Source organism: Streptomyces sp. NPDC029159, assembly GCF_055564055.1.
On sequence record NZ_JBVHWT010000013.1, the window covers coordinates 125312 to 146553 of the forward strand.

At 73.1% G+C, this 21242-nt stretch carries 16 protein-coding genes and 1 pseudogene; 3 read left to right on the top strand and 14 right to left on the bottom strand.

Translation table 11 applies throughout. From position 1 onward, the window contains the following. Positions 1–391 precede the first annotated feature (391 nt). Positions 392–571, top strand: a pseudogene (locus ACZ4U4_RS23740) (IS5/IS1182 family transposase); the annotation flags it as partial. An 82-nt stretch (positions 572–653) separates the two neighbouring features. Here the strand turns inward: ACZ4U4_RS23740 and ACZ4U4_RS23745 are convergent. The 3 genes from ACZ4U4_RS23745 to ACZ4U4_RS23755 form a co-directional block, all read right to left on the bottom strand. Then, a complete protein-coding gene (locus ACZ4U4_RS23745; protein ID WP_467877767.1) occupies positions 654–1058 on the bottom strand; it encodes an FKBP-type peptidyl-prolyl cis-trans isomerase in 405 nt (134 codons plus the stop codon). Positions 1059–1591: 533 nt separating this feature from the next. Beyond that, the gene (locus ACZ4U4_RS23750) at positions 1592–2287 is read right to left on the bottom strand and encodes a response regulator (protein ID WP_467877770.1); all 696 of its coding nucleotides are present in this window, start codon (positions 2285–2287) and stop codon (positions 1592–1594) included. Then, positions 2284–3516: a sensor histidine kinase gene (locus ACZ4U4_RS23755; RefSeq protein WP_467877773.1), complete on the bottom strand. Its 1233-nt coding sequence runs from the start codon at positions 3514–3516 to the stop codon at positions 2284–2286. Before ACZ4U4_RS23755 ends, ACZ4U4_RS23750 begins: the two co-directional genes overlap by 4 nt. A 185-nt stretch (positions 3517–3701) precedes the next feature. Between ACZ4U4_RS23755 and ACZ4U4_RS23760 the strand changes: the two genes are divergently transcribed. Both ACZ4U4_RS23760 and ACZ4U4_RS23765 read left to right on the top strand, forming a co-directional pair. After that, the gene (locus ACZ4U4_RS23760; protein ID WP_467877775.1) at positions 3702–4220 is read left to right on the top strand and encodes a hypothetical protein; all 519 of its coding nucleotides are present in this window, start codon (positions 3702–3704) and stop codon (positions 4218–4220) included. Positions 4221–4647: 427 nt separating this feature from the next. Next, a complete protein-coding gene (locus ACZ4U4_RS23765; RefSeq protein WP_467877778.1) occupies positions 4648–5223 on the top strand; it encodes a TMEM175 family protein in 576 nt (191 codons plus the stop codon). 404 nt (positions 5224–5627) lie between these two features. Here the strand turns inward: ACZ4U4_RS23765 and ACZ4U4_RS23770 are convergent, their stop codons facing one another. The 11 genes from ACZ4U4_RS23770 to ACZ4U4_RS23820 all read right to left on the bottom strand — a co-directional run bounded on the left by ACZ4U4_RS23770 (position 5628) and on the right by ACZ4U4_RS23820 (position 21208). Continuing rightward, the gene (locus ACZ4U4_RS23770) at positions 5628–6614 is read right to left on the bottom strand and encodes a peptidoglycan-binding protein (protein WP_467877780.1); all 987 of its coding nucleotides are present in this window, start codon (positions 6612–6614) and stop codon (positions 5628–5630) included. Beyond that, positions 6614–8248 (bottom strand): DUF6519 domain-containing protein, encoded by a 1635-nt coding sequence (locus ACZ4U4_RS23775; RefSeq protein ID WP_467877783.1) that lies wholly within the window; start codon positions 8246–8248, stop codon positions 6614–6616. Before ACZ4U4_RS23775 ends, ACZ4U4_RS23770 begins: the two co-directional genes overlap by 1 nt. Positions 8249–8362: 114 nt before the next feature. After that, the gene (locus ACZ4U4_RS23780) at positions 8363–10528 is read right to left on the bottom strand and encodes a hypothetical protein (RefSeq protein ID WP_467877785.1); all 2166 of its coding nucleotides are present in this window, start codon (positions 10526–10528) and stop codon (positions 8363–8365) included. Further along, positions 10525–14382 carry a putative baseplate assembly protein gene (locus ACZ4U4_RS23785; RefSeq protein ID WP_467877787.1) on the bottom strand — a complete coding sequence of 1286 codons (3858 nt, stop codon included), beginning with the start codon at positions 14380–14382 and terminating at the stop codon, positions 10525–10527. The genes ACZ4U4_RS23780 and ACZ4U4_RS23785 overlap by 4 nt, the downstream gene beginning before the upstream one ends. Continuing rightward, the gene (locus tag ACZ4U4_RS23790; RefSeq protein ID WP_467877789.1) at positions 14379–17606 is read right to left on the bottom strand and encodes a putative baseplate assembly protein; all 3228 of its coding nucleotides are present in this window, start codon (positions 17604–17606) and stop codon (positions 14379–14381) included. The genes ACZ4U4_RS23785 and ACZ4U4_RS23790 overlap by 4 nt, the downstream gene beginning before the upstream one ends. Continuing rightward, on the bottom strand, positions 17603–17995 hold the full coding sequence (locus tag ACZ4U4_RS23795; RefSeq protein ID WP_467877792.1) for a GPW/gp25 family protein: 393 nt from the start codon (positions 17993–17995) through the stop codon (positions 17603–17605). The genes ACZ4U4_RS23790 and ACZ4U4_RS23795 overlap by 4 nt, the downstream gene beginning before the upstream one ends. Further along, complete coding sequence (locus ACZ4U4_RS23800; RefSeq protein WP_467877794.1) at positions 17992–18303, bottom strand: hypothetical protein; 312 nt, start codon at positions 18301–18303, stop codon at positions 17992–17994. The genes ACZ4U4_RS23795 and ACZ4U4_RS23800 overlap by 4 nt, the downstream gene beginning before the upstream one ends. Positions 18304–18385: 82 nt before the next feature. Further along, entirely contained in the window at positions 18386–18910 is a 525-nt protein-coding gene (locus tag ACZ4U4_RS23805) for a phage baseplate assembly protein V (protein WP_467877797.1), read from the bottom strand. 101 nt (positions 18911–19011) lie between these two features. Further along, positions 19012–20157, bottom strand: coding sequence for a hypothetical protein (locus tag ACZ4U4_RS23810; RefSeq protein WP_467877799.1), 1146 nt, complete (start codon positions 20155–20157; stop codon positions 19012–19014). After that, the gene (locus tag ACZ4U4_RS23815; protein WP_467877801.1) at positions 20150–20533 is read right to left on the bottom strand and encodes a hypothetical protein; all 384 of its coding nucleotides are present in this window, start codon (positions 20531–20533) and stop codon (positions 20150–20152) included. Before ACZ4U4_RS23815 ends, ACZ4U4_RS23810 begins: the two co-directional genes overlap by 8 nt. 3 nt (positions 20534–20536) lie before the next feature. Then, entirely contained in the window at positions 20537–21208 is a 672-nt protein-coding gene (locus ACZ4U4_RS23820; RefSeq protein WP_467877803.1) for a hypothetical protein, read from the bottom strand. Positions 21209–21242: the final 34 nt, after the last annotated feature.

Genomic DNA, 21242 nt, shown 5'->3' on the forward strand with positions numbered 1-21242 from the left:
CCCGTCAAGAACCCGCGCTATGTGGCTGGTTCTCCTCGGGCCGCGGCACGGAGAACAGGCGCAGTTCCGGTGTGGCCGTCGCCGCTGCCACCACGGCGCCGATACACAGAAGACTGCCGGTGACGAGAGCTGCCGCGCCCGATGCTGCCTGGGCCGCGAGCTCTCCTGCGTAGTTCTGAGGGAAGCGGTATCGGCTGAGGGGACGTTAGTCCTGGTCAGCGGGGTGGTGCAAGGGGGCGGGGAGTGGTGGGTGGTGCTGCATGACCGGTCCGGCGTTCATGAGCCTTCCGCCCGTCGACGCCGCCCGTGACCATCTGGTGAGGCGCGCTCCGGGACAGTGGCGGGTGGTTGGACGTCGCCTCCTTTGGGGCTACGGGCTGTTGCCCTGAGCATGACGAGTCTTGCTGAGCAGATGGTGCCCGAAGAGTGGTGGGAGCTGTTCCGGCGGGTGGTGCCGGAGAAGGTGCTCAGACGCCCGCAGGGCGGCGGGCGTCGGCGAACTGGGGACCGCGAGTGCTTGGTGGCCGCGATCATCTCCGTCGCCACCTCGGGCTGCTCCTGGCAGCAGTTGCAGGAGCGGCAGCGAGGAGCACGGCGGCACCAACATCCGGGAGGCGACGCAGCATGTTCCAGAGGAGGGGCGGTCGGTGCCGCTATGTGTTGCTCCATCCGGCTGTGCGGGAGTACGCGTCGAGCAGGTCCACCACGAAGACGAGGGTTGAGCCTGCTGGGATCAATGGTGAGGGTGACTGTTTGCCGTAGCCGAGGCGTGGGGGGACGATGATCTCGCGTCGGCCGCCGACCTTCATGCCTCTCATTCCCCGGTCCATGCCCTTGATGGCCTTGCCGCCGCCCAGGGTGAACTTGAACGGTTCGTCCCGGTTCCAGGAGGCGTCGAACTCCTTCCCGGACTCGTATGTCACTCCGACGTAGTGAGCCCTGACCGCCATGCCCGGTTTCACCTCGGCCCCGTCCCCGACGATCAGGTCCTGGATGGTCAGTTCGGTGGGGGCGTCGCCCTCCGGAACGTTGACCTCGGGCTTCGTCGGTTCACTCACTGCAGCCTCGTCACTCTCCGTCGGAAGCCCTCGCACGGGCCGACCGGACACATGGACCTTCCAGGCTACCGAGAATGCCGATTCCCGGGACGCCTCCGTTCGAGCGGAGGCGTCCCGCGAGCAACGGATGGGGTCTGTGGCGGATGGTTCCCGCCTACGGGGCCTTGGACGTCGCCGGCGCAAAGCACATGCTGGGACACAGGGCGCGACACGACGCGGAACACGGGGACACAGCGGATCGGCGAGGCCGGCCGTGGCCACGAGGGCGGTCGACGAGATCGACGGCATCCCTGGCACGAAGCTCCCCGATGGAACCCCGCCCAAAGCCACCGCCGGGCGTCGCTGTGGCCCGGGCCCTCTGGCGAAGGCGCAGCGCCATGACCAAGAGGCACCAGGGGCGGTCACCGCAGCGCGGAGTCGAAGCCCACGCAAACGTGTCCTCCCAGGGCGTGCAGGTCAGCCTCCCGCCCATTGCCGGCACCTGTGCCGGATCCGGTGATCCGCCGGTCACTGATCGATCGTCGGCGCGCCGCTCACCCGGTGGGCCGGCCTGAGCGCACGCCGTCCGCACCGGGTCCGAAGCCGTGGGCGTGGGCCCAGGCGACGGCCTCCGCGCGGTTGTGGATCCGGAGCTTGGCGAACAGGTGGTTGACGTGGGTCTTGACGGTGGCCTCGCCCACCAGCAGGCGTCGGCCGATCGCGCGGTTCGACAACCCTTGGGCGAGCAGCCGCAGTACGTCGGACTCGCGCGGGGTCAGCAGGTCGTGCGACGGTTCGGCCTGCCGCTGTTCGGTCGTGTGGTCGGCGCCGCGCAGGGCGGCGGCCAGCAGCCGTTCCTGGACGATCGGGTCCAAGGTGGTGTGCCGGGCGAGTGCGGCCTCGATCGCGCGGACGATCTCGGTCTTGCCAGAGTCCTTGGTCAGGTAGGCGCGGGCGCCGGCCTGCAGGGCGTCCAGAATCAGCTGATCGTCCGCTATGGTCGTCAGCACCACGACGGCCACGTCCGGGTGCGCCGCCACGATCCGGCGGGTGGCCTCCACGCCGCCCATCCCCGGCATGCTCAGGTCCATCAGCACCGCGTCCGGGTGCGTTTCGGCGACCTTGGAGATGGCCTCCTCGCCGTTCGCGCCCCCGGCGACGACGTCGATGCCGGGCATCATGTCCAGCAGGGTCATCAAGCCTTCGCGGATCACCGCCTGGTCGTCGACGACCACCACCCGGGTACTCATGCGGGCACCTCTGCTTGCACGCGCCACCCCTCCGGGGTGGGGCCGGCCGTCAGGTCGCCACCGATCAGCAGCAGCCGCTCACGCATGCCGGCCAGACCGTAGCCGCCGTCCATCCCCGCCACTCGGGGCCGTGGGGCGGCCTCGCCGACTCCGGAGCCGGCGGGCCCGGACAGCACGGTGAGCCTCACCTGGTCCTGTTCGTATTCCAAAGTGACGGTCAACTCCCGTCCGTGGGCGTGCTTGGCGGCGTTCGCCAGGGACTCCTGGGCGACTCTCAACAACGCCAGCCCGACCTCTGGTTCGAGCGTGCGCGGGGTGCCGACCGGTGTGAAGATCGCGGGCGCGCCGGAGGCGGTGCGGTGGTCGTGGACCAGCGCGGTGAGAGCCTCCGGCAGGGGCGGGGTGTCCGCACGCAGGACCGCGATCGCGCGGCGGGTTTCGGTCAGTCCGTCGACGGCGATCCGGCGGGCGTTGTGGACCCGCTCGACCGCCTCTCCGGTGCGCGGCGGATCCGCGGTGAGCAGCGAGTCGGTCACGTCCAGCTGGACCGCCAGGGCGCCCAGCGACTGCGCCAGGACGTCGTGGATCTCCCGGGCGATCCGGGTCCGCTCGGCCAGCGCCGCGGCCCGCTGCTTCTCCTCTTGCGCGCGCCGGGTCTGCCGCAACAGTTCCTCGGCCTGCGCGTGCTGAGTCCCGATGCTGCGCCGGGTCGCGCCGGCGAGCTGACAAGCCAGCAGGGCGGCGATCCAGGCGGCGACCTCCGCCCATGCCTGGCCGGGGAAACCGGCCACGATCCCGCCGATCGCCAGCGCCAGGACACCAGCCGCCAGCACGGCCGCGCCGGCCAGCGTGGGCAGGACCGCCCCGGACGACACCATCGCCATCCCGACGATCGCCGTGGCCAGCATCGCCTTGGGTTCGAGGGTGATCAGGAGATTTCCGCTGATCATGGTGGCGCCCAGGATCGACGCTGCCCATGCCTCGGGCACCGGAGATCCCGCCCGGAGGCCGGCCACGCACCACAGCGCCCAGGCGCCGCTCATCAGCGCCACCAGCACGCAGGTGGTGGCGGACCAGACGAGCCCGTCCGAGAACGGCAGGCCGACCAGCACCAGAACCAGCCCGAGCACCCGGGGGAGCAGGTGCTGCCAGAGGTCGGGACGCAGCAGGATCGGTCGCGGTGGCACGGGGGGTGCCGACGGCGGCTTGCCTTCTGTGATCACAGCCATGATTTCAGCTTGGCACACACCTTTTCCCCGCAGTTCGGATCGGGGTCCGCCGGAGGGTGGAGCAGGGTGGAGGAGGGTGGAGGTATCCGCGCTCCACCCTCCTGGGCTCCTCGGCCGACGCCCGGGCCGTGGCACAGGTCTGACGCTGTGTGGACACGAATCCCCTTCACCTACGGGCGGAAGCCATGTCCACTTTGCAGAGCGCTCTCCTCATCAACGTCGTCGTGCTGCTCACGACCCTCCACGCCGACCTCGGCACCAAGGCGGTGAGCCGCGGACGCCTGCTCCGCCCGCTGATCGTCGCGGTGATCATCGTCCCCGTGTTCGTCCACACCTTCTTCGACACCGGGATCGGCCTGGCCGTCGAAATCTGCGGCCTCGCGGCCGGCGTGCTGTTCGGGCTGCTCGCGGTCAGCCAGGTCCAGGTCTTCCGGGAGCAGGACGGCCGGGTCGTCGCCCGGGCCGGCCGCAGCTACGCGGCGCTGTGGATCGGCCTGGTTGTCGTCCGCTCGGTGTTTTCCATCGGCGCCACCTATTGGTACAGCTCCGAGCTGGGCCGCTTCTTCTTCCGGCACGGTGCCCTGCCCCAGGACATCGCCTCGATCGTCACCAACGGGCTGGTGCTCATGGCGATCGCCGCGCTGCTCACCCGCTCGGGAGCGCTGATGGTGCGCGCCTCCGGGCAGCGCCGCGCCTCGGCCTGAACCGGGGCGCGGAGGGCGCAGCATGACTCGCGCGGCCTGCAGCCCTCCGTTCGACCCCCCCCGCCCGCCGCCGGTACCGCACCGCGGCCGGCGCGGCGTCATCCGGACAGGCATCCGCACGGTAGGCGCTTCCGGCCGGCGCTACGGCCACGGCCGGACCTGCCCCGTGGGCAGCGGCTGCCTCGTGCTCGAACTCGTAGCCGTTTACCCAACAGCCCTTGTACAGACAGAGGTTGTAGTCCGCCCCGGCCGTGGGAGCGGCCACCTCCGGCAGACCCCGGCCCGATGGGTCGGACAGAAGAAAGGTGCAACACGCATGAGTGCTGGCAACGCCGTTGACGAAACCGAAGCGGGAAAATGCGACCCGGCTCCGCCGCCGCTTCCCGCGCGGGGCAGGAGCGAAGGGGGCCTCTCGGGGGAACGGTTGGTGTTGTTCACCGACGCGGTGACCGCGATCTCGATCACTCTGCTGGTCCTGCCGCTGGTCGATCTCGTCCCGGAGGCCGCGTCCGCCCACGAGCGCGCCAGCGAGGTGATCACCGGTCACCTCGACCAGATATGGAGCTTCCTGCTCAGCTTCGCGGTCATCGCGAACGTCTGGCGGGAGCACCACCGGGCCTTCTCATCGGTCGTGAGGGCCACCCGCTCCTTGATGGTGTGGAACATGGGGTGGCTGCTCTCCGTTGTCGTGCTGCCTCTCCCGACGGAGATGATCGGCGCCTTCGGCCGTGACCGGTTCGTGGCGGCGTTCTACTACACCACCCTCCTGGCCGGCATGGTGTGCCGGGTGGCGATGCTGAGGATCCTGAAGACCACCCCGGGGTTGCTCGACGAGGACGATCAGGAACCGGGCGAGCTCCAGGAGTCCTACACCGAGAGCTGTCTCAACGTCCTCTCTCTGGTCCTGGCCCTCGCCCTCGCCCTCGCCGTACCCGTGCTGCAGTACTACAGCCTGCTACTGCTCTTCCTGCCCGCGCTGCTTCGGCGCCGGCGTGCCCGCTGACCCGCAGTCAAGGGGGCGATTCGGGCCTGTTCCCGTGCCGATCCGGCTGGAGCCGGGCGCCGCCTCGCGGCAGGACGTGCCCCATCGGATCCACCCATCGGATCCACAAGGACGACGGCGAACCTGCACACAGAAGCGAGGGCCGAGCGCGTCGCGCGCCTTCGGCGGCGGTGGGCGGACGAGACGTTGACGGTTGTGCAGATCGCAGCGGGGGTGGGCTCCTGGGTGGCCCCCTAGGTGGGCAGGGGAACGGATTCCCTAGGGGACGTGTGGGCCCCCTGCGGGGCCACAACGCGACCGGCCGGACGGATATTCCCGGGCACTCGATCCCGCACTCGAGCTGACCCGATACCGTACCCCGACCCGCACCCGGGCCCACCTCACTCCCCCCCCCACAAGCTCCATCAACCACCCGCCCCAGCTTGGGTGTTCGGCACACAAAGCTGATCCCATGTGACGCGCCCCGGGATGCCGTCTGCGTCCTTGCCGTGGAAGCCGAGTTTGCGTTGCCAGGAGGCGTAGGACTTGCGGTGGGCCTCGTTCCAGTCCGGGCCGGGGCCGCGTCGGTAGTGGCCGCAGCCCTCGGCCACCAGGCGTTCGCCCATCGCCGCGATCACCGGGCCGCCGGCCCCGGGACGGAAGAACTCGCCGCCGGGGAAGGGCTCGTAGGGCGGATGGCGGGGCATCGGCGGCACCGGCGACGGATAGCCGTCACCGCCCTCGTCAGCCCCGCCGGGCCCACCGCCCGCCGGACCGGCGCCCCCACCCGCGCCTTCGCCCGCGCTCGGCGCCTCCGGGGCCGCATCCAGGCGGGTCTTGATCCGGTCCCGGAGTGTGTCCATGGAGAAGCCGCGCGGGTCGATCTTCTCCCGCTGCCACTCCTTGTGGCCGATCACCGACCGTGCGCCCCAGCCGTGCGCCCGGCAGAGCGCCGCCGCGGCCTTCTCCGCCGCCAGCAACTGGGCTTCGGGCCACGGGTCTTCGCCGTCGCCGAGGTTGATGCACTCGAAGCCGTAGAAGTGGCGGTTGCCGTCGGTGTCGGAGAGGTGGGCCTTGGGGAGCTGCTCCTCCTCGATGACGGCCTGGAGGACGTTGCGGTCGCCGAGGCCGGCGTGGTTGGCGCGCCCGTTGCCGACGAGGTGGACCTCACCGGCCTTGTCGATGACCCCGTGGCACAGCGGGCCGGGCAGGTCCGGGCGCCCGTCGTAACAGAGGCTCACCGAGGCGTCGGTGGCCTCGGTGGCGGTGTGGTGGACGACCACCCCGTTCACCGGGCCCCAGCCGCCCTTGGTGTTGCGGTGGTGCCGGCGCCAGTCGCGCACCTCGTGGACGACCAGGCCCTCCGCCCGTAGCGCGGCCAGGAGCTGGGTGCCGGTCAGGGGAGTGGCCATCAGTCCGCCACCCCCGTCTCGTCCACCTGGGCCTCGGCCTCCGCCGTCGTCTGTGAGCGGGGGCGCGCCGGAGCCGCGCCGGTCGACGGTGTGCCGATGTCGTCGGCGCCGCCGGTGTCCTGATCCGGTGTCCCGTACGGTTCCTCCGGGCCGCCCACCGGGGCCGCTGCCGCGTCGTCCGCCGCCTGGACGGGGGTCGCCAGCGGCCGGAACGTGTACCGCAGGTCGGGAACGGCCTCCTCGCCGTGCACCCAGGCCAGCGGCGCGTAGTGGACGACGACGCCCAGGGGGTGCTGGAGCAGCGGGCGGCGCGCCGGGTCGGTGGGCCATTCGACGCCGCCGGTCGCGGTGCGGGCCGGGATCAGCCAGAAGTCGCCGGTGCGGTAGCTGCCGCCGGTCTCGAAGTACACCTCGACGCCGTCCTCCAACGGCAGCCAGTCGCCCTCCTCGACCGGCACCGCACCGTGCCGGAGCCGGCCGGCCCCCTCACCGCGGCGGACCGTGCGGTGGTGGCCGGGCTCCTGGTGGTCCCACCGGCGCAGGAACGGATGGAGCTCGGGCCGCCGTCCCACGCCCGGCGCCGGCTCGTCGGAGAGCCGCACCCGGCGGCCGGGCAGGTCGACCTCCTCCACCCGCAGCAGCGGCGCCGCCTCACCCCGGCTGCTGTACGCGGTGTCCACGAACTCGACCCGGTCCCCGACGTGGAGGGAGAGTTTGTCGTCGCCCCCCAGGGAGGCCAGTTCCACCCAGGTGCCGTCGAGTGCGTCGACGGGGAAGGTGGGGGAGGCGTTCTCCCGGGACCACTTGAAGGTGGCGTCCTCGGCGGTGCCGCCCTCGTGGACCTCGACGCGGTAGAGCTGGTTCTCCGGGCCGCGGTAGCGGGCCTCCGGGGCGACCAGGCAGGGGTCGTCGTCGCCGTGATCGGGGCGCCTGCTGCGGGCCGCCAGCCGGCAGGCCGGGGCGGCGGCCTTGCGCGCCCAGTCGGCGAAGGCGGCGTGGATCTCCTCGGCCGGCGGGTTGTCACCGTCCAGCCGCAGCTCGGACGCGGGCAGCGGCAGCACCTGCCACACCACCTTGGTGCGGGCCGCGGTGTCCGGCAGCGCGGCGCCCAGCGCCACCTCGCGCAGCGCCGGGTCCTCCGCCGCGGTGACCAGCCGCTCCCACACCTTGAGGTAGACCAGGTACGGGAAGTGGGAGGGGAGGCGGTCACCGGGGCGTTCGGGGTCGCGGAAGCCGTCGGGCTGGTTCCAGTACGTCCAGGTCTCGTCCGCGGCGGGAGCGACCGGCTCCGCCGGGTCGGCGTCGCCCTCCTTGGCAGGCGTCGTCGGCACCGGTGTGCCGGGCCGGGGGCGGGTCGCGTCGCACAGGATGCCGTCGACGTAGTAGCGGCCGCCGCCGATGACCAGGTCGTCCAATTCGTGCGGGCCGCCGCGCAGTTCGACATGGAAGCCGGTGGCGCCCTGCGGGCCGCCGTGCGGGCCGATCAGGTCGGCGGCCAGAGTGCGGGACCGGAACAGCTGGATCGCGGTCTGCTCGTTGGCGTCGGCGTCCAGCTGGACCCGGCCCTGCTGCGCCACCACCGCGGAGTAGTGGCGCTCCGGCCGGTAGGTGATGCGGGAGAGGTCAGCGTGCATGGAAGGGGTCCCCCTCGTACGGAAGCTCTGACGGTCGGTGGTGGTGGGCGGTCGCGCGCGGCGGGTGCCCGGCGGGCGGACGGTGGGGCGACGGCGGGCGGACGGGGTGCGGGGTCATGTCACGAACACGATCCCCGCCTCGGTGCCCGCCGGGGTGTACTCCGCGAGCCGGGCCCGCAGGCTGTCCGTACGCTGCGGGAGGTAGAGATCGTGGTACGCGCCCAGCTCGGCGCCGTCCTCCGCGCCGCGGACGATCTCCTCGGGGCTGCTCGCCGCCGACTGCCCGTACCACGGTGTGCCGTAGCGCTCGCCGCGCAGCAGCGGCCGGACCGGGCCGGCTTCCCCGCCGGGGCCCGCCGGGTCCGGCGGGCAGCGGTAGCGCCGCGGGGTGCGTGAGCCCGGCGGGACGTAGCTGAAGCGGACGCAGCCCACCTGGCGCCGGGCCACCCGCACCACGCCGGTGAAGAGGCTGTTCTCGGCGATCCGCACCGCGTGCACATGGACCTCGCCCAGGACCGTGGCCCGGTGCGCCGACAGCTCCGCGTGAGCGTGCCGGCAGTCCGGCGCGGACAGCGCGGCGCGGTCGGTGCCGGTGGCGTCCAGGATGCTGTCGCGCAGATGGATGGGGAGCGGGTCGGTGCCGACCTCGTCGCCGATCACCTCGATGGTGCCGAGGATCGTCCGGTCGATCTCCACACAGGCCGTGGTCCGGTCCAGGACCAGGCTCGGCTCCTCCGGGGAGACGGGGTGGCACTCCGGCTCCAGCGACCAGCCGGGTACCAGGGTGCAGTGCCGCAGCACCAGCGAGCCCAGCGGGCCGGTGACATTCAGGCCGCGGCCGGTCACCAGCAGCCCGTCCAGCACCATCCGCGGACGCTCGCCCGGCGCGCCCCCATCCGCCACGGCCCGGACGTTGAGCGCGTCCGGCCGGTTGCTGTACCAGTCCAGCAGCCGGATCACCGGGCGGGTGCCCTCCGCCGCGCGCAGCTGGAGCCGGTCGCCCGGCTCCAGATCGAAGTCCAACTGCTCCTGGTAGGCACCGCTGTGGACGATCTCGATGACACCGTCGGGACCGCACCGGCCGGAGCGCCGGTCGTGCTGCCAGGCCGCGTAGGCGTCCATGATCCGGTGGAACGGCGCGTCGGGGCCGACCCGGTAGACGGCGGCGTCCGGCGGGGTCACGGGGTCCCGGTGGTACTCCCCGCCGCCCAGGTCGTCCCCGAAACCGTAGTGGTAGTCCACCCAGATGCCCTGCCGCGGCGCCGAACGGGCCCCGAACGCGATCCGCCCCAGCTCCGGGTCGATGGCGACCTGCCCGCGCCTGGGCCGGTAGCGCCAGCCGGTGAGGTCCGCGACGACGATGTCGGCCAACGGGACCGGATGGTCCTCGTCGTCCCGCCGGATCACGAAGCTCTTGCCCGGCCCGTAGTGGTCCGCGAGCCGGTCGTGCAGTTGGCGGCGGGTGATCAGCGCCGGGACGTTGTCGACGGTGGCGAGGTGGGTCGCCGACGGCTCCGGCTCCGGGCGGGTCACCAGCGGGGTGTCGTTGCCGAGGATCGAGAAGGTGTAGAGGTTACGGGCCCGGTCCAGGCAGTACGCCGGGGCGCGGGTCACCGGGTACGGCTTCAGCCGCCAGACGAACAGGCCGACCCCGGTGGGCGAGTAACCCCCTTGGGAACGGGCGGAGTTGGCGCGCCGCACGTCCACCGAGCGGGGGAGCGTGGCGAACGGCCCGCCGGCCAGGTCCAGCGCCGCGCCGTCGCGGACGTCCACCAGCCGGCCGCGCCCGCTCCGCACCGCGTCGGCCGCCCCGTAGAGCCGCACCGGCTGCTGGTGCGCCACCAGCCGGGAGAGCTCCACCGCCCGCGCCGGCCAGCCCGCCACCCCCTCGGACAGCTCCTCCAGCAGCGCCAGGGTGCCCTTGCGCCGCCGGTTGGCGACCGTGGCGGCCACATCGCGGCGCGGCGCCAGCGCCTCCGCCAGCCGCCGCCGCGAGGAGTCCGGCAACCCGCCGTCCCGCAGCCCGGTGGCCAGCACCCGCTCGTAGCCGGGCAGCGGACGGTAGCCCACCAGATCGCCCAGGTAGGGCAGCACCCACTCGGCGGCGGTCTCCACGAACCAGTCGTCGTACTGCTGGGCGACGCCGTCCCGGACCCGGTCCACCTGCTCGGCGATCACCGCCAGCAGGGCCCGCAGCGGCTCACCCTGCTCGGCGTCGCGCAGCCGGTGCCACTGCGGGAGCAGCTCCGCGAGCCCGTCCGGCTCCCTGTTGGTGGTCATCGGGTCTCCTCGGTAAGGATCAACGTGTCCGCGACCTGCGGGGCGAACAGCGCGAGCTGCGCCGGCCGGACGCCGCGGAAGACGCAGACCGCGCGGCCCCTGGGCAGCGGGCGGGTGTCGGTGAGGTCGGGGTTGAGGCCCAGCAGCGCGGCCAGCGGGATGCCGTACGCGGCGGCGACGGAGGTCAGCGTCTGCCCGCCCTCCGCCGTGACCTCGTGGATCCGCTCGTCGAAGCGGGCGAGCCGGGCCGGGACGGACGCCTGCGGAGGGCCCGCCAACGTGTCGGACAGGGCGGCGAGTCCGGCCGCGGTGACGGACGCCGGGACGCCGGTGAAGGCGTCCACGTCCACGTAATCCACCCCGGGCACCGCCTGCGCGGCGGCCAGCACCTCCGACAGGCGGGCCGGCTGCCCCAGCTCCCGGCCGTCGTAGCCGAGCCGCGCCAGCAGCGCCGCCCGGACCCGCGGCTCGACCAGCGACCAGGCGTGGTCCGGGGCGACCTTGATCTTCGCCGCGCACAGCAGCAGCACCGGCTCCCGCACGTCGACCCGGACCGGCAGCCGCCCGTCGCCGTACTCCGCCAACGAGGCCCGCAGCGCCCGCAGCACCTCCGCGTCCGGCGCGATCGGGATGTCGTCCACCCCGGCCACCGTCACGTGCAGCACCTGCCGCCGCCCGTCGAACACCTCACGGGCCGACGCCCGGCCGATGCCCGCCCGGGAGCGTGCGAAGTCCTCGTAGTCGGCCAGCGACACCAGCCGGTCCAGCGCGGAGACCGCCAGCGGGACGGTGCGCCGGGTCAGCGCCGGGCCGTCCGCGTCCGCGCCGCCGGTGGCCGGCTGCGGATTGGTGACGGCGGTGACGCCCAGCGGGCGGGTGACGGCCTGGGTGATCCGGTCCGCCGCGACGTTGGCGCCCCGGCCGGTGCCGAAGCGGTAGCGGGCCCGCACGTTGTCGTGGCCGGTCGGCACCCGGGCACCGTGCACCCCGTCCCCGAACGTCACCGTCGTCCTGCCGTCCCCCGTCGTGCCGGTGACGTACACCCGCTCCTCGGGGCCGCGCCCGGCCAGGCTGTCCACCGGATGCCAGCGCAGCCCGTCCACCCGGATCTCCAACTGCGGGACGGCCCCCAGCGGGTTGTCGGCCGGCCGCCAGGTCAGCGGGGACTGCCACAGCTCGAAGGTCTGGTTGGCGCGCGCGGCGTCACCGCTGCCGATCGCCTCGTCACGGCTCTCACCGTGCGACGCCGGGACCACGTTGCCCTGGACGTGAACCGTCTCCCGCCGGTAGCGGTGGGCGAGGTTCCGGGTGAGGGTGAGCGCGGTGTGCACCCGGTCGCCGGGCAGCTCCGGGTCGAGGGTCTGCGCCACCTCCGCGATCACCGCCAGCTCGGTGCCGCGCACCCCGCTCACGCCGGGGATGTCGGTCCGCTCACCCGAGACGAGCAGCCGGCGGCCCGGCCGCAGGCCGTCGTACAACTCGGCCAGCTCCAGCCGGTCGCCGTGGACGTCCTCGCCCACCGGCTCGTCCGCCTGCGTCAGCTCCTGGCCCGCGGCGTGCACGGTCGTGTCCCGGATCGCGTCCAGCGTCACATCGTGCTCGTCCAGCCACGGGTCGCCCAGTGTCAGCAGGGTGCCCCGGCCGGTGATCCCGTACTGGGCGTGCACCGCGGTGCGGACCGCGGTGACCCGGGTGGTGACGAACGCCAGCTTCTTGTCGCCGGGGATGCCGTCCGGGCCGTCGGCGCCCTTGCGGGGCCGCTCGACGGCGACCCAGCTGCCGACCGTGATCCCGTCGTACACCGCGTCCAGCGCCAGCGCGTGCCGGTCGGCCGGGGTGGGCACCGTCGCGACCCCGATCTCCACGCCCGGCGGCTCACCACCGGCCGCCACCCGCACCCGCACCTCGAACGCGCCGTCCGTGACCTGCTGGTGCTCGCCGGGCGCCAGCTGCCAGGACCGCGCCGTCCCGCCCTCGACCGCGACGTGCACCCGGCCGTCCTCACCGGGCCGGGAGACGGACAGCGTCCGCTCCGGCAGTCCGGCCAGCAGTTGCGCCGTCACCCCGGCCTCCGGGGCGTCCGCGGAGCGCCGGCCCAGCCAGCTCACCTCGTGCTCGGGGCCCGTCCGGGAGTGCAACTCGACGTGTCCCGGTCCCAGTTCGAAGCTGATGTCGGCGGGCAGGTTCTCCGCCCGCTGCACCGAGTTCCCGGCCTCCACATGCTGGAGTTCGGCCCGGACCAGGGCCTTCCCCGCGGTGTCGAACACCATCCGCACCGTCGTCAGCGCCGCCCCGGTCAGCGGCCAGTCCGCGGTCCGCACGACCCGGCCGCGGTCGTCCTGGACGGGCTTGAGCGGAGCCGTCGCACCGAACGGGGCGGCGGTGACCCGCATGGCCAGCAGGGCACGCAGCAGCGGCTGGGCCGCGGGCGCCGCGGCGGCCGCCCGGGCCGGTGGAGCGGCGCCCCGCCACGCCGGATAGAGGCCGTCGGCGATCCGCGGGTCCAGCGCGGAGAGCAGCCGTGCGCCCAGATCGGCGCCGGCGCCGAACGCCCGACCGGGATCGCCGGCCGCGTCCTGGGCCGCGGACGGCGGGCGGACGACCCTGGTGCGCAGCGCGGGCAGCACGGTCGCGAGCGCGGCGAGTGCCGCCGGAAGCGGGGGAGCGGCGGCCGGACCCGGCCCGGCCGCCGCCGGCGCTCCGGCCGCCGGCTCCTCGGCCCCGGGCGCGGGATCCGCGACCGGCTCCCCGGCCAACTGGTCGGCCCGGGCCGCCAGTTCGCCGACGACCGCCTGCAGCTCCTCGAACCACGCCACGGCCTCCGGATACCCGGCCGCCACCGCCTGCGCCTCCGCCAGCCGCTCATGCGGACCGGCCAGCCGCGCCACGAACGCCTCCGGAGTGGCGAGCGCGTCCAGGTCCTTCCGCAGCGGCGCCAGCACCTGCGCGTCGAAGTCGGCGACGAAATGGCTGACCGGCCGAGGATTGGGAGCCTGCGGCGAGGGCGGCGCCGGATGGTCCGGATCGTCCGGGTCCACCGACAGCGGCGGCTCGGTGATCCACGCCCGCAGCTCGGCAACCAGCTCCGGCAGCGACGCCGGCGCCGCCTTCGGCAGCCCCAGCCCGGTCACGTCCTCCGTGCGGTCCACCCGCACCGACGCCACCGGCAGCAGCACCCGCTGCGCCCCGAAGTCGAACAGCAGCCGGTCCCCGACGGTCAGCCCCGTGGATGTCCCCGCGACCAGCAGCTCAGGTCGGGACGTGAGGTCCTCCGCGGTCAGCAGCGCGGGCCGCCGCTGCCGCACCTTGAGCGTGTTCCACGCCCAGCGCGCCGTGAGGTCCTCGTCGGTCTCGAAGGTCTGCGACTCCTCGTCCGACCCGGCCGGCACGCTGTGGCTGCGCGCCCCGCGCGGGACGACCACCGGCAGGTCCCCGGCCCGCGGATCGCGGTCCAGGGTGTAGGCGAGATGGGTGTCGGCGGCGACCCCGGGCCGCGGCCGGTGCCCCACCAGCCGGCCCAGCAGCGCCAGCGAACGGTGCTCGTTCGCGGTCCGCAGATACCCCTCGTCGGCGATCCGCTCACTGTGGAACGTCAGCAGGTCGCCGAGGACGGCCCAGGCGTCCAGCAGCCCGATGGACGGGTCGTCGGGGGTGCGGACGGTCAGCCCGCGCAGCGCCGGATAGGCCGGCGACGCCAACCGGTCCCGCATCGCCGCCAGGAACGAACCATGGTCCCCGACGCGGTAGTTCAGGGCGGTGCGCCCCGGCGGGTTGTAGAGCCCGGGGTCGGCGCGCCGCTCGTCGTGCCCGCCGCCCCCGTCGCAGCCACAGCCACAGCTCTCGTGCTCCGTCATCGCCCACCCCCGAACTCGATGACCAGCCGGCCGTTCTCCGGCCGGTCCGGGTCGTTGTCACAGCGGGCGATCTCCAGCGGCCCCAGCCGCAGCACCCCCGCCTCCCGTTCCCCCCGGTCCTCGTGGAACATCCGCCGCAGCCGGGTCACCACCACGCTCCGCACGCCCGGCACCGCCGCGGCCACCGCGACCAGCCGGCTCAGCCGGACCGGCTCCCCGAACGTCAGCGCGTCCGGATGGAAGAAGCCCGTCCGCCCGCCGGGCAGCGCCCGGCCGCTCAGCACCCGGTACAGCTCGGCCAGGATCTGCCCGTGCTGGTGCCCCGGCTCCGCACACACCGTCAGCGCCACATCCAGCGGCACCCACCGCGCCGGCCGCACCACCAGGTCGTGCCCGATCCTGCGGTAGCTCTCCAGCGCCTGCCCGACGGCGTCCAGCAGGGCCGGTGAGGGCTCCTCGGTCCCGTACGCGTCCACCGCGACATGCGCCTCCTGGACGCTGCCGGTCCACCGGATCTCGGCCGCCGCCCGCTGGACGCCCGGCAGCTCACCGGCGAGCGCCGCGTAGTCCCCTGCGGTCACCGCCCGCAGCCGGGTCCGCCGCAGATCCAGCGGCGCCAACTGCCGCACCTGTTCCAGCGGTTCCGGCTCCGTGCCGCCCACCGCGGGCAGCGGATTGCGGACCCCGGCCACCGAGGGGGGTACCTCCCGCGCGAGCGAAGCCGAGCGTGGGGGAGGCTCGGCGGCCTCGGACTCCTCCGGGTCGCGCCGCAGCACCAGATGGCCGATCGCCTCGGCGCCGACGTTGCCGGCCGTGCCGCCGCCGAGCCGGTAGTGGGCGACGAGCCGGCTGCCGGGCTCCGGCCGGGCCCCGTAGCGCCCGTCGCCGAACCGCAGCGCCAACCGCCCGTCGTCCCTCAACTCCCCGACGACATGCCGATCGCGGGGCCCGCTGCCGAGCAGGTCACGGCGGGGGAACCACGCGACGCACGCCGCCTCGTCGCCCTCGCCCGGCCGCTCTTCCCGGAGGCGGAGCGCCGGCAGGGCCTCCCGCGGGTCCTGGAGGACGGCGGCGGCCGGACCGTGCAGCACCGGCTCGTCCGGATGCAGCCCGGCGGCGTACGGGGCACCCCAGGTGTGCGCGATCTCCCACGCGGTCCGCCCGTCCAGCACCGTCCCGGCCCGCGCCCGCGCCGCCAGCACCGCCAACCGGCGCAGCTTGCCGCCCAGCAGCTGCGGGCTGCGGTGCAGCAGCTCCCGCAGCGCCCGCGCCGGATGCCGGGACAGCTCCAGGGCCTCCAGCAGTTCCAGGCCGAACAGCACGGTCAGCTCGGCGACCTCCGCCCCGTCCAGCCCGTCCCGGTCCCGGGCGCTGCGCCACAGCTCCACCAGCCGCTCCCGCACCCGCTCCGGGATCGCCGCCAGGTGCTCCGCCTGCCCGGCCGCGACATCCCGCGGCTGCGGGAACGGCACCGCCCGGACGACCGGCGCGCGCCCCAGCACCGGGCGGAACCGCGGCCCGATCCCCGGATACACCGACTGCGCCAGCAGCGTGCGCACCGCCGCGGCCTGCGCGTACGCCGTCCCCGGCACCACCCGCTCGGTACGCAGCCCGGCCGACTCCAGCCCGATCCCGGCCCGTTCCGCGGCCTCCTCACCGACCGCCGTGAACAGCCGCCGGACGTCGTCGGGCGTCAGCTCCCGCCCGCCCTCGGCCCGCTCGATGAGACCGCCGAGCAGCTGCGCGACCTCGTTGCCGCCGTGCCCGCCGTCCCGGCAGCCGAACGCCGGCGGCCCGCAGGACGGCAGGACCGCGGGGACCGGCGGCACGGTGAGGACCTCGGGAACGTGCCCCTCACCCCCTTCCAGCGACCGCCCGTGATCCACCAGCACCACATTGCCGCGCGCCACGCTCACGTCCTCGACGGGCGCGCAGTCCCGTCCGCCGAGGGCGGACAGCCGCAGCGGGAACGCCAGCGCGTCCGCCGCGGCCCAGGTGACCTCCAGCACCGGCTGCCCGACGAGGTGGTCGACGGCCGGGGTGACCGAGGTCAGCCGCACCACCTGCCGGTGCGTCGGGTCCTGATCGCCGGGCGTCCCGGTCCGCGGCCCCCGCACCTCCTCGAAGAGCAGCAGATCGCCGGGGGCGAACGCCAACTCCCGTGCGCCGCCCTCCTCATCGGCCCACCCGTCGGTGAGAGTGGCGGCGGTCGCCCCCCTGGGCAGCCCGCACACCTCCCCGCCCCAGGTCCACAGCCGGACCTCGTTGTGCCGGGGCAGCAGCGTCAGCGGCGCGTCCCGCACCACCGGCTCGAACACCTCCAGCGACCCGCGCTCGGCCAGCACCGCCAGCTCCCGGTCGTCGATCACCGAACCGAGCCGCGGCCGGTCCTGCGGCCCGTCCGCGCGGTGGTCGACGGCGGCGAAGCGGAACGAGCCCGGCAGCAGCGTCAGCGGCGCCACCACCTCCACCGTCACGAACGCCCGCGCCGTACACCCGTCGTGCATCGGATAGTCGATCAGCCGGACGTGCCGCCGCACCGACGTCCGCAGCCGCGCGGTGTCCAGATACGCCTCGGTCGCCACCGCGTCCTGCTGGTAGCTGATCCGGTCCGCGGTGTACGCGAGCAGCTCGACCAGCGTCGTGCCGAGGTCGGCGGGATTGCGCTCCTGCCACTCCGGGGAGGTCAGCCGCAGCCGGTCCAGGACGACCTGGCGGAGGGTGTCGTAGTCCCGGGCGGTGTAGTCGATGACGGGCGCGGGCTGCCGGAAGGCGCCCGGCAGCCCGCCCGCGCCCTCGTCGCCGCCCCCGTCCGCGCAGTCGAACGGCGTCGGGCAGTTCGGCCGGAACGAGAACTCCGCCGAGAAGTACCGCTGGTCGAACCCGGGGAACGGCTCGCCGCCCGGCCGCCCGTACGGGTCGGTCTCCACCACCGACAGCCGGTAGACGGAGAAGTCGCCGGTCCGGTCCACCGTCACCACCAGCCGGTCGTCGAGCTCGGGGTCCTCCTCCCGCTCGACGGTGATCTCCAGCGCCTCGATACCGGTGATCCGCCGCCCGCCGTCGATCCGGACGTTCTCCGGACGCAGCCCGTGCGGGGCCTTGCCGAGGAAGGTGACGGTCAGCGTCCGCCCGTCCTCGGAGACCTCCACCGCGTCCACGCCGTTGCGCCGCGCCTGCCGGATCCGCTCCCGGCGCCCGGTGTACGTGCCGGTGGCCGTCATGCCGCCCCCCGCCCCTCGAACACCTCGTCGCGACGGGCGGCGGTGGCGCGCACCACGTACCGGAGGTACACCCGCACCACGTTCTCCTCGCTCACCACGTCCAGCGACTCCACCTCGATCAGCTCGCCCAGCCAGCGCTGGAGCGACGCCTGCACGGACAGTTCGAGCGCGGAGGCCAGCTCCGGACTGTTCGGCGTGAAGACCAGGTCCAGCAGCCCGCACCCGAAGTCCGGCCGCATCACCCGCTCGCCCGGGCTGGTGAACAGCAACTGCTCGACCAGATCCCGCACATGGGCGTCATAGCGCGCCTGCGCGGTGCGCCCCCGCCGGTCCACGCGGTACGGAAACGCCAGGTCCGCCCGGCGTACGTACTGTGCTGCCGCCCTCATCGGCACATCACCCCCTCGGAACCGCCCGGCCATCCCTGACCGGCCGACGCGATCACCGGCGGCCCCTGCGGCACCAGCCCGGCGCTGAAACACATCCCCGCCGCCGTCTCCAGCAGCACCGGCACCCCGTCGACGCACACCTGCCCGTCACCGCCGCCGTCCGGCAGGAACCGCACGCCGGTACAGGGCTGCGGACGCCCCGCCACCACATGCGGGCACCCGCGGACGGTGAACGAGTCCCTGGCGGTCGCCACCGCCGCCCCGTCGATCAACACCGCGTCCGCACCCGCGCCCGGGACCGGCACCACCAGCCCTCCGTGCGGACACCCCATGACGACACCGCCATGGAGAACGTTTCCGCATCCCATCCGCCCCGCCTCCCCGTCGCCTTCAGCGCTTCCGCGGCACGGTCAACCGGCCGTCGTTCAGCTCGACCTGCTCGCCGACCACGGAGATCGATGCCCCGTGCCCGTTGTTGATGTGGACGCCCGTGGCGTCGATCCGCACATACGCGCCGCCCGGCGCCTCCAGCAGAATCCCCTCGGTCGGCACGTCCGACATCACGATCTTGTGCTTCCCGGGCGTCTGGATCACCACCGGATGAGAAATCGCCGGATCCTTCTGTGCGTCCTCCGGCAACTCCTCCCGCCGCCCGTACCAACACCCCACCCACACCGGGAAACTGGGGTCACCCTGCTCGAACTCCACCCACACCCCGGCCCCGACCGACGGCACCACCACCTGCCCCGCCTGCGGCCCCGTGAACGGGAAACACGGCAGGGCCCAGGTCGACACCTCATCGCCCAATACGTCCGGGACCTGGACCTTCAACCGCCCGACTCCCATCGGGTCGTCGTTCGCCGCCACCCGGCCCCGGAATTTGCCGAGAAAGCGATTGTTCGGTGCAGCAGCCATGCGTGGCTTCTCTCCTTACGGTCCCCACGTCACACGGGAAACGGGTGTACCGGTGCGCCTTCGGCGAAACGGAATCGGAACCGCTACGGCCGAGCGATCCGCTACGGACGGACGGTGCCACTGCGGGCGATCAGCCCCTCCCTCGACAACGTGAAATTCTGGAGGTACGAGCCGAGCCGCAGATTGTGCGTCACGGTCTTCACGTAGTAATCCCCGTCATAGGTGACCCCGGCGCCCCGCACCCCCACCAACTCCCGCGGCCGGAGCACATATCCGTGCCGCGTCACATCCAGCGACCCGGACCCCGAAATCGCGTCCGCGCTGGTCGCGGCACGCCCCAGCGCCTCCGCCTTCGCCAGCCCCTCATCCATCTTCGCCGTCCCGCTCAACGTCTTCCGCTTGAGCGCCGGCGACCCGCGCAGCCCCAACGGCGGCCGCAGCGGACTGATATCCGGCTGTGCCAGCAACGGCGCCTGCCGCGTCACCGGATCCTGCACCCGCGCCTGCGGCTCCTCCCGCGCCGTCCCGTCATACGCGAACGTCAACTGGTCCACGGTCGAATTCGCATCCATATTCACGTTCAGCGCATGCTGTCGCTGCCCCAGTCGCTGCTCCGGCCCCCAGAATGCCGTCGACCGCCCCGGCACCGGCCCCGGCTCCAGATAGAACGTGTAACCGTTCGCCCGCGCCAACTCGTTCACATACTGCAGATCCGTCCCCGTCTGGTAATCGACCCGCATCTGCTCCCGCGGCGGCTGCGGAATCTGCTCCCGAATGATCCGCGCATCGATCCCGTAATCGGCGTACTTCCCCAGAATCCGCTCGACCCGCTGCGACGGCGCGAGATTCGGATACCGATCCGTCCGCTCCTCCAAATCCATCAACAGCGTCAGGTCTTCACCGGTGAGGGTCAGCGTGCTCTGCCCGGGATGGTTACTGCTCCCCACCTCCTGCCGCACGATCACCCCGTCCAGCAGCACGGTCGGCGTCCCCTTCACGGCGACGGTCAGAATCACCCTGGTCTTCGGATCGAAGAACCCCTCCGGCAGCAACCGCTCGACGAGCGCCCCCTTCTTCGTCAGGTCGAACGCCAGCTGAAAACCGCTCCGTTCCCCCGCCGTACTGGTGATCTGCGCCGACAACAGCGCCTCCACCACCTCCTGAGGCACCGGCCGCGCCAGCTTCGGCCCCATGAACAGCGAGATATGAATGGGCCCCCGCCCGACCGGCTCGTCCCCCTCAGCCATGCCCGCCCCCCGGCCCGCCGAGCCCGCCGCCGAACCCACCGGGCAACGGCACGGCAATCTCCACGCCGGGCTCGGACGTCAACTCCTGCGGTTCCAGCACCGGATTGGCGTCCGCAATCCGCCACCACTGCCCCGGATCCCCGAAATACCGCTGCCCCAACTGATCCGGCCGCTCCCCACTCCTCACGACATGCGGTACGGCCTCCTCATCCACCTCCGCGAGCGGCGGCAACAACCGCCGCTTCGCATACCGCACTTCCGTCCCATCCGGCATCACATGCACCCCGATACCGATCCCCGCATACCGACTGCTCCGCGGATACGGATGCGCCCCGGGCACGTCGTCCAACGCACTCTCATACGGCTCGATGCCCACGTCTCAGATCCCCCTCCCCAGCCCCAACTGCGCCAACGTTCCGCCCCGCGCCCGCCGCGCCAACTGCTCCTTCTGCGCCAGATGCGCGAGATACAACGCCGCCCCGGGATGCCCGGCCGGCAAATCACTCACCGTCAACACCTTCAATCCGATGCTGAGCGATGCCCGAATCGGATTGAGATCCACATCAAACGCCGACTCATTGACCGACAACTCCGTGAGCCGCACCGGCATCACCCGCTTGCTCCCCCACGTGAACAGCGTCAACGGCATCTCGATGGGACTGATCTCGATCGTCCCCTTCTTGGTCAACTTCGAAGCCGCCAGCAGCTGCGCGGTCGTCGGCTGCACCAACATCTCCAACACCGCGAGCTCCGGATGAATCCCGTCCGGCGCCGCCACGTCGAGCTGATCGGTGGCATCGATCTCCGCGGTGAACTTCCACGTCTCCTGGGCCGGCCCTTTGAGGCGGAGCGCTTCGTTGCGATCCCCTCCACTCCCGCCTCCACCACCCCCGGCATCCCCTTCCCCACCGGCCGCCTGCGGCGCCACCTGCCGCTCCAAGGTGTCCGGGTTGAACTGCAGCACGATGATGCGCTGCGGGATGTTGAGATCGGGATCGACGACGACGATTCCGGAGCGGATGGGTTTGGGGATGTCGGGGTAGCGGGTCATGGAGCCCCCTCCTTGAAGTAGGCCGCTCATCAGG